This is a genomic window from Mesorhizobium sp. M7A.F.Ca.US.006.01.1.1 (genome assembly GCF_003997935.1).
Taxonomy (GTDB): Bacteria; Pseudomonadota; Alphaproteobacteria; order Rhizobiales; family Rhizobiaceae; genus Mesorhizobium.
In genome coordinates this window covers 1-7564 of the sequence record NZ_RZQL01000291.1, presented here as the reverse complement: position 1 = coordinate 7564, position 7564 = coordinate 1, and the positions used below count along the sequence as shown (strand labels likewise).

Genomic DNA, 7564 nt, shown 5'->3' with positions numbered 1-7564 from the left:
GCATAAAACATCGCGCGCAGCCGCTCGCGCTGGCCGTGGCCGTCAAGCCCGGCGAAACCGATGATCTCACCCTTGCCGACGTCGATGGTGAGATCAGCGGCGTCGCGACCCGCATGCCGGATCACTGGAGCCTGCACCGAAGCCGCCTTGCCGACGGAGCGATCGCGTGGCCGTTCGATGCTGCCCATCAGCTCGACCAGCGCGGCGCGTGACAGGCCGGCGGTCGCCTGCTCGGCGACGACCTTGCCGTCGACCATGACGACGGTGCGGTCGCAGACGGCGAGGATCTCGTTCAGTCGATGGGTGATCAGGATGCAGGCGATACCACGTCCGGCGGCACGACGAATGTGGGTGAGCAGTTGTTCCGTCGCCTGATGGCCGAGCGCCGAGGTTGGCTCATCGAGAATGACGGCGCGCAATTTGATGCTGGTCTGCGTGAAGGCGCGGGCGATCTCGACCATCTGTCGCTCGCCGATCGGCAGGTCGGCGACCTTCCTGTCGAGATCAATGCCGTGGCCAGGGAATATCTCGTCCAGCACCGGACCGATCACCTGGCGCGCGCGCCGCCGCCAGCCCAACCCACGCAAGGACCTGTGCACGATGCGGGTGTTTTCCGCCGACGTCAAATTGGCGCAGAGCGACAGTTCCTGGAAGATGCAGCGCAGCCCGGCCTGCTGGGCGCTGGCCGCACTCCAGGCACCGATCTCACGCCCGCCGAGGCGAAAGCTGCCACCGCTGCGCTCGACCGTGCCGGCCAACACGTTCATCAGCGTCGACTTGCCGGCGCCATTGTGGCCGACCAGGCCAACGACCTCGCCGGGTTTGAGATGAAAATCCACGCCGCCCAGGGCATGCACGGCATCATAGTGTTTGCGGACATCGCGCACCTCGATGAAGAGGCCGTCGGCATTGACCGTCTCTGCTGCGTCCTTTTTGGGCGACGTAGGATCGTTCATCATTCGGCAATGCTGCTCATTTCGGCGCGGGAACGCCCGGCAGAGGCTCTTTCTTGACGTTGGCGTCGATGATCTTGGCCACCAGCTCCTGCGGATATTCGGCATTGACGACGCCGCCTGCGGGAACCGTCTTCAGCCAGGCGTCAAGGTCAGGCTGGTTGATCTGCAAGAGCGGCACCTCGACGAATTTCGGCACCTGCTTGCCGGCCAGGATCTGCTGCGCAACCCAGAACGCGACCTGCGAGACGCTGGGCGTGGCACCCAGCGAGAAGGTTTCGTAGCCGCTGGCGTCATGCTCCTGCTTCCACAGCGCCAATTCGTCCTGGCGGTTGCCCATGATGATGATCGGCAGCGGCCTGTTGGCGGCCTTGAATGCCTGCGCCGCGCCATAGCCGTCGCCGCCCTGCGTCAGCACCGCATCGACCTGAGGCAGCGACGGCAGGATGCCCGACACTTCCTTTTGTGCCACGGTCGCCGTCCACTGGCCATAGACCTCGCCGACAGCCTTGTAGCTGGCGTGCGCCTTCATCGCCTTCTCGACGCCCTCGTGCAGGCGCTTGTCGAAACCGTCGCCGGCCATACCGCGGATTTCGAGGATGTTGGCCGGTTTGTCGCCGAGCTTGCTGGAGATGAAATCCAGTTCTGCCTTGGCATAGGAATCAAGGTTGTAGTCGACGACATAGGCGCAAGGCTCGGTGACGCCGCTGGCGAAGGCAACGACCGTGATACCGGCATTGCAGGCATCCTTGATGGCGCCGTTGAGTGCGGTGTCGGAGCCGGCAAGGACGATGATCGCGTCGTAGCCCTGCAGGATCAGGTTCTCGATCTGGCTCGCCTGTTCGGTCACCGAATTGTTCGAGCTGACGACGGCTGTTGCTGCGACCTGCTTGTCAGCCACGGCCTTGGCGCCCATTTCCTGAAAGCTCTTTATCATCACCTGGCGGAAGGAATTGCCGGCGTAGGAATTGCTGAAGGCGATCTTCTTGGCCGAAGTGTCGCCCTTGGCGACGCCCTCATTGGCGCGAGCGTCCAGCGTTGCAAAGCTGGTGCAGCCGAGCATGGCTGCAACGAATAAGGCTGTGGTCCTGCTCATTGTTGTTCTCCTCCGGTTGAAAGTCATAGCGTCCTCCCGCCGATCCTTTCGAACGAAAATGTCAGCCCAGCCCGAGATCAGGCACGGCATCGTTCAAATGGTCGGCGAAATTCGTATTGGGCAGCAGCGGATACCAGGCCGGACGGCCGGGATCGCGGTCGTAGGCATAGCCGCCCAGCGAGCGATAGAGCTCGGCATAGGTTGCGAGTTTGTCGCGATCGAGCTCGACACCGAGGCCCGGTGCCTCCGGCACCGCGATCGCACCATTCTCGTAGCGCATCTTGCCGCCGATGATGATGTCGTCGGCAAGGTGGTGGTAATGCGCGTCGGCGGTGAAGACGAGGTTGGGCAGCACAGCGCCAAGATGCAGCATGGTGGCGAGCTGGATGCCGAGTTCGCCAGAGGAATGCACCGCTATACCGAGGCCGAACGTGTCGCATATCTGCGCCGCGCGCACGCAGGCGCGGATGCCGCCCCAGAAGGTGGTGTCGAGCAGGATCACGTCGACCGCAGGGTCGCGTACATTGGTGGCGAGCTGTTCGAAATCGATGACGATGGTGTTGGTGGCCAGCGGGATGGAGAGCTTCTCGCGCAAGCGGCGCATGCCGGCCAGGCCCCAGGTCGGGTCCTCGAAATAGTCGTTCCTGAGATCGGAAATGGCTTGGCCGAAACGCAGCGCCTCTTCGACCGACAGGGCGGCGTTCGGATCATAGCGCAGCGTATCGGCAGGAAATTCGGCGGCGAGCGCCCTGAAACACTCCAGCTCATAGTCGGGGTGAAACACGCCGGCCTTGAGCTTGTGGGCATGAAAACCATGTTCGGCCTTGAGCGCGCGGGCATGCTCGAGCAATTGATCGATGGTGCGGACCTCGCCCTTGCCGCTGCGGCGGTCGGCATAGCGGAAGAACAGATAGGAGGCGAAGCCGATCCGGTCGCGCACGCGCCCGCCAAGCAATTGGTAGACCGGCACCCCGAGCTTCTTGCCGATGATGTCGAGACAGGCGAATTCCAGCGCTGCGTGGAGCTGCGTGCGGTTGTTGTAGAGCGAAGCCGTCGGATTGCAGATGGCGTAGCGCATGCGGTTGAGATCGAAAGGGTCATGGCCGACCAGGTAGGATTTCAGGCCGGCGAAGGCGAGTTCCGCTCCGGCACCACCGCCGCCCATCTCGCCGAGCCCAACAATGCCCTCATCGGTCTCGACCTCGACCACGGTGCGGACAAAGCGTCCCCAATGCGTACCGTTGCTGTGCCGCAAGGCTGCTTCCAGCGGAACGGTGACGGTGGTCGCCTTGATGTCCGTGATCTTCATACCGGCTCCTCTCCCCTAGCCTGCTGGCGTCATACACACTACCATGGTAGTATGTCAATACAGCTTCGATCCTGCTTGGCGCTTGAGTTGCAGCCTGCGCAGTGTCATGACCGGAGCAGTGCAGTGCCATTCACAGCAACGGATTCGTCATGGGGACCAAGCTTTCGGGGGCGACCAGGTTTTCAGGCAATGCTGCCAGGCTGAAGAACGCCGGTCAGCGCGAACCCTCGCGGGTACTGGAGCCGGTCAACAATCGCATGCCGATCTCGCCGCAGATCTACGAGCGCCTGCGCCGCGCCATCACGACGCTGGCGATGTTGCCGTCGGAAGCGCTCAGCGAACAGGACCTTGCCCAGCAGCTCGGTGTCAGCCGTACACCGGTGCGCGAGGCGCTGATCCGGCTTGCCGATGAAGGGCTGATCGACATCCTGCCGCAACGTGGCAGCTTCGTCGCGCCGATCCGCCTAAGTGACGTCGAGGAAGCGCAGTTCATTCGCGAGGCACTCGAAGTCTCCGTCGTGCAGAAGCTGGCCGGCCACGGTTCGAGCGCCTTCACCGCGGCAGGCAGGGTGAACCTTGCCCAGCAGGCCAAGGCAGTGGCCGAGGGCGACCGCGAGCTTTTTCTCGAGCTCGACGAGGGCTTCCATCGCAGCCTTTGCGAAGAGGCCGGCCTGCCCAAGAGCTGGCGGGTGATCCAGGTGGTCAAGCTGCAGATGGACCGTGTGCGCTATCTGAGCCTGCCGGAGCCCGGCCACCTTGAAACGCTGCTCGCTCAGCATGTGGCGATCTTCGAGGCCGTGGAGACCGGCGAGGCAAAGCAGGCAGGCGCGCGTATGGCGGCGCATTTGCGCGAAGTGCTTCGCACGGTTCAACGGCTCAACGTGGCCCGCCCGGACCTCTTTGGCCAATGATCCGTTGACCGCTCATTGTGCCATTGGGTGAAGAGCAGACGCCACGAACGTGCTGTTACATTTTTAATGAGGGATTCCTGCGTGCCAAGGCCTGATCCGCGTATGCTACGGGCGCTTCGCTTGCCTGGCGTCAGCTGCCGAAGCGCGGTTCCGCAACGCCTTTGATGCCAAGGCCCGTGATGGCGAACAGGCTGCCGCGCAAAACGCCGTCGCCGGGAAAACGGGGCAGCGGCGGCTTGGCCATCGAGGTGACGTAGAGGGTATCGAGCTTCGGTCCGCCGAACATGACGCTGGTGATCTTCTTGACCGGCATGTCGATGATGCGATCGATGCTGCCATCGGGCGCATAGCGGACCAGTCGGCCGTCATAGACCAGCGCATTCCACAGATAGCCCTCGGCATCGACGGTCGAGCCGTCCGCCGCACCGCCCCGGCTGGTGTCGACGCGCACGAAGGTGCGCCGGTTGGTGGCGGCACCAGTGGCGATGTCGTAGTCGTAGGCCCAGATCTCGCCGGTCCAGGTGTCGGCGAAATAGAAGGTGCGGTCGTCGGGGCTCCAGCATGGACCGTTGGAACAGATGATGCCGGAATCGATCCGGGTGACGGAGAAGTCCGGATCGAGCCGGTAGAGCCCGCCGGACGGCCCCTCTTCCATCGTATCCATGGAGCCGGCGAAGAAGCGGCCGCGCCGGTCGACCTTGCCGTCGTTGAGCCGGTTCATCGGCTTGTCCGGCTCGGGATCGTGGATCAGCGTCACATCGCCGGAGGCGAAATCGAGCAGATGGAAACCGCGCTGCAGCGACACCACGGCGCCGCTGCCGTCCTTGCGCAGCGCCATCGAGCCGATCTTCATCGGCACATCCCATGACCGGATCTCGCGTCCGTCGGCGGTCGCCCGAAACACGCGCCCGTCGAAGCTGTCGATCCAGTAGAGTCGTTCCTGTTCGACGTCCCACAGCGGCCCCTCGCCCAGTGTGGTCTTCACGTCCACCACGACTTCGATCTTCATGCCGTCCTCCTCCGTTTTTGCGTCTCGCGGCGATTGCTCGGGCCGCCTCAGAAAGCGACCTTGTCGCCGCCTTTCAATGACAGTATCTCGCGTGCCTCGTCGGGCGTCGCGACCTCCATGCCGAGCCCTTCGATGATCTTGCGGGCCAGCAAGACCTGCTCGGCGTTCGATTTGGCAAGCTTGCCCTTACCTGCCCACAGACTGTCCTCCAGCCCGACGCGGATGTTGCCGCCAAGCGCCGCCGATTGCGCGGCTATGCGAAGCTGGCTGGCGCCGGCGCCCAGCACCGACCAGCGGAACTGGTCGCCGAACAGCCGGTCGGCAGTGCGCTTCATGTGGGCGACGTCTTCGGGATGGGTGCCGATGCCGCCCAGCAGCCCGAACACCGACTGCACGAAGAAAGGCGGCTTCACCAGCCCGCGGTCGGCGAAGTGGGAAAGGTTGTAGAGATGGGCGATGTCGTAGCACTCGAACTCGAAGCGCGTGCCGTTGTCGTAGCAGGTCGCCAGGATGTACTCGATGTCCTTGAACGAGTTGCGGAAGACGAGATCGCGCGTCGCTTCCAGATGCGGCTTTTCCCAATCGAACTTGAAGGTCTCGTATTTGTCGGCCAGGTGATAGAGCCCGAAATTGATCGAGCCCATGTTGAGCGAGGCGACTTCCGGCTTGAACTGGGCGGCCGGGCGCACACGCTCCTCGACCTTCATGTAGGGGCTGCCGCCGGTGGTGATGTTGATGGCGGCGTTGGTGCCTTGCTTGACGCGCGGCAGGAAGCGAGCGAAGGCCTCCGGCGTCTGGTCGGGCTTGCCGGTTTCCGGGTCGCGGGCATGCAGATGCAGGATCGCAGCACCGGCTTCGGCCGCCGCGATCGCCTCGGAAGCGATCTGGTCAGGCGTGATCGGCAGATAGGGCGACATGGTCGGCGTGTGGATGGCGCCCGTCACCGCGCAGGTGATGATGACTTTGCCCCTGGTCTGCGCAGCACCTGGCTTGCGGCTCGTTTCGATCATTGTCCGTACTCCTGGTCCGATTTTTTCTTGTGCGCCGCCAGTGCCATCAGCCGGCGGTCACGCCACACCTGCCGGTCGCCTAGGCTTTGCTGTGGCAGTCGTTTGCGGCGATCAGCCTCGACCGTGTCGATGACCTCGCCGGCCCAGTCGACGCGCCGCTGCGTCTGGGGAAAGATGTTGGAATAGATGCCCTGATAGCGCTCGACATAGTCGCGCACGCCGCCGGGTGCGTTGAGATCGATGGTCTCGAACGGACCCATGAACGACCAGCGCAACGCCAGCCCGTCGCGGATGCCGATGTCGACATCCTCGACGCTGGCATAGCCGTCGGCGACAAGCCGGAAGGCTTCCTCAAGCAACGCGCCTTGCAGGCGGTTCATGATGAAGCCGTCGAGTTCGCGCTTCATCACCAGCGGCGCATGACCGGCGTCGATGAGGAAGGCGCGGGTTCTCTCGACCGTCTCGGCGGACGTCCACGGCGCCGGCACGACCTCAGCCGCCGGAATGAGATAGGGCGGATTGATCGGATGCACGACCAGGCAGCGCTGCCGCCCTTGCAGATGGTCGGTGAATTTCGACGGCAACAGCGCCGAGGTGGAACTGGCAATGACTGTTTGCCGATCGGCAAGGCTGTCGATCAGCGAGAACACCTTGCGCTTCACCCCGAGATTCTCGGGCGTGTTCTCCTGGATATGCACGGCACCCGCCAACGCCTCCTCAAGCTCGGCGACAACGGAGATACGGTCAAGCACGTCACCGGCTTGCTGTCCCCGCAGAAGATCGTTCGCGGCGAGATCGCCGAGCACGCCGGCAATGTAGTCGCGGGCGCCACCTGTGGCAGTGGGCGACTGGTCCCACATCCGCACATCATGGCCGGCGCGGGCGAAGCTGATCGCCCAGGCCCGCCCGATAAACCCGCTTCCGACGATCGCGACATTGGCCATGGCTTGTTCCTCAAAGTGTTTCGACGTTGCCGTCGACGCCGAGCGACTGGCCGGAAATGTTGATCCCCGCATCGGAGAGCAGGAAGGCGACCATCGACGCCACATCATAGGGGCTGGTCATGCGGCGCAGCGAGATATTCTGCAGATAGCGTCCGGTCATCTCCTCGTGGCTGATACCGACCTGCTTGGCGCGCGCCGAGATAACACCTTCGATGCGAGGTCCCTCGATGATGCCGGGCAGGATGGCGTTGACCCTGATGGCGTGCGGCCCGAGCTCCTTGGCGAGGCTTTGCGTGAAACCGATGACACCGAACTTGGCCGCCGAATAGGGC

General features: G+C 63.6%; 8 protein-coding genes. 1 reads left to right on the top strand and 7 read right to left on the bottom strand.

Annotation, left to right across the window (positions count from 1 at the left end):
• From EN943_RS32405 to EN943_RS32395, 3 genes are all read right to left on the bottom strand, one after another.
• Nucleotides 1-959: ATP-binding cassette domain-containing protein (locus EN943_RS32405; protein WP_164778487.1), on the bottom strand; the 959-nt coding region annotated here is incomplete at its 3' end.
• A 13-nt stretch (nucleotides 960-972) separates the two neighbouring features.
• The gene (locus tag EN943_RS32400; protein WP_127416065.1) at nucleotides 973-2049 is read right to left on the bottom strand and encodes an ABC transporter substrate-binding protein; all 1077 of its coding nucleotides are present in this window, start codon (nucleotides 2047-2049) and stop codon (nucleotides 973-975) included.
• 61 nt (nucleotides 2050-2110) lie between these two features.
• Nucleotides 2111-3358, bottom strand: a complete 1248-nt coding sequence (locus tag EN943_RS32395; protein ID WP_127416064.1) for an enolase C-terminal domain-like protein — start codon at nucleotides 3356-3358, stop codon at nucleotides 2111-2113.
• 149 nt (nucleotides 3359-3507) lie between these two features.
• On the opposite strand from EN943_RS32395, the gene EN943_RS32390 reads away from it, so the two are divergent.
• Nucleotides 3508-4269, top strand: a complete 762-nt coding sequence (locus tag EN943_RS32390; RefSeq protein WP_127416063.1) for a GntR family transcriptional regulator — start codon at nucleotides 3508-3510, stop codon at nucleotides 4267-4269.
• A gap of 130 nt (nucleotides 4270-4399) precedes the next feature.
• Here the strand turns inward: EN943_RS32390 and EN943_RS32385 are convergent, their stop codons facing one another.
• From EN943_RS32385 to EN943_RS32370, 4 genes are all read right to left on the bottom strand, one after another.
• Nucleotides 4400-5278 (bottom strand): SMP-30/gluconolactonase/LRE family protein, encoded by an 879-nt coding sequence (locus EN943_RS32385; protein ID WP_127416062.1) that lies wholly within the window; start codon nucleotides 5276-5278, stop codon nucleotides 4400-4402.
• A 47-nt stretch (nucleotides 5279-5325) separates the two neighbouring features.
• Nucleotides 5326-6288 (bottom strand): 3-keto-5-aminohexanoate cleavage protein, encoded by a 963-nt coding sequence (locus EN943_RS32380; protein WP_127296521.1) that lies wholly within the window; start codon nucleotides 6286-6288, stop codon nucleotides 5326-5328.
• Complete coding sequence (locus EN943_RS32375; protein ID WP_127416061.1) at nucleotides 6285-7232, bottom strand: 3-hydroxyacyl-CoA dehydrogenase; 948 nt, start codon at nucleotides 7230-7232, stop codon at nucleotides 6285-6287. The genes EN943_RS32380 and EN943_RS32375 overlap by 4 nt, the downstream gene beginning before the upstream one ends.
• 10 nt (nucleotides 7233-7242) lie before the next feature.
• The coding region (locus EN943_RS32370; protein WP_127416060.1) for an SDR family oxidoreductase at nucleotides 7243-7564 on the bottom strand (322 nt) is incomplete at its 5' end.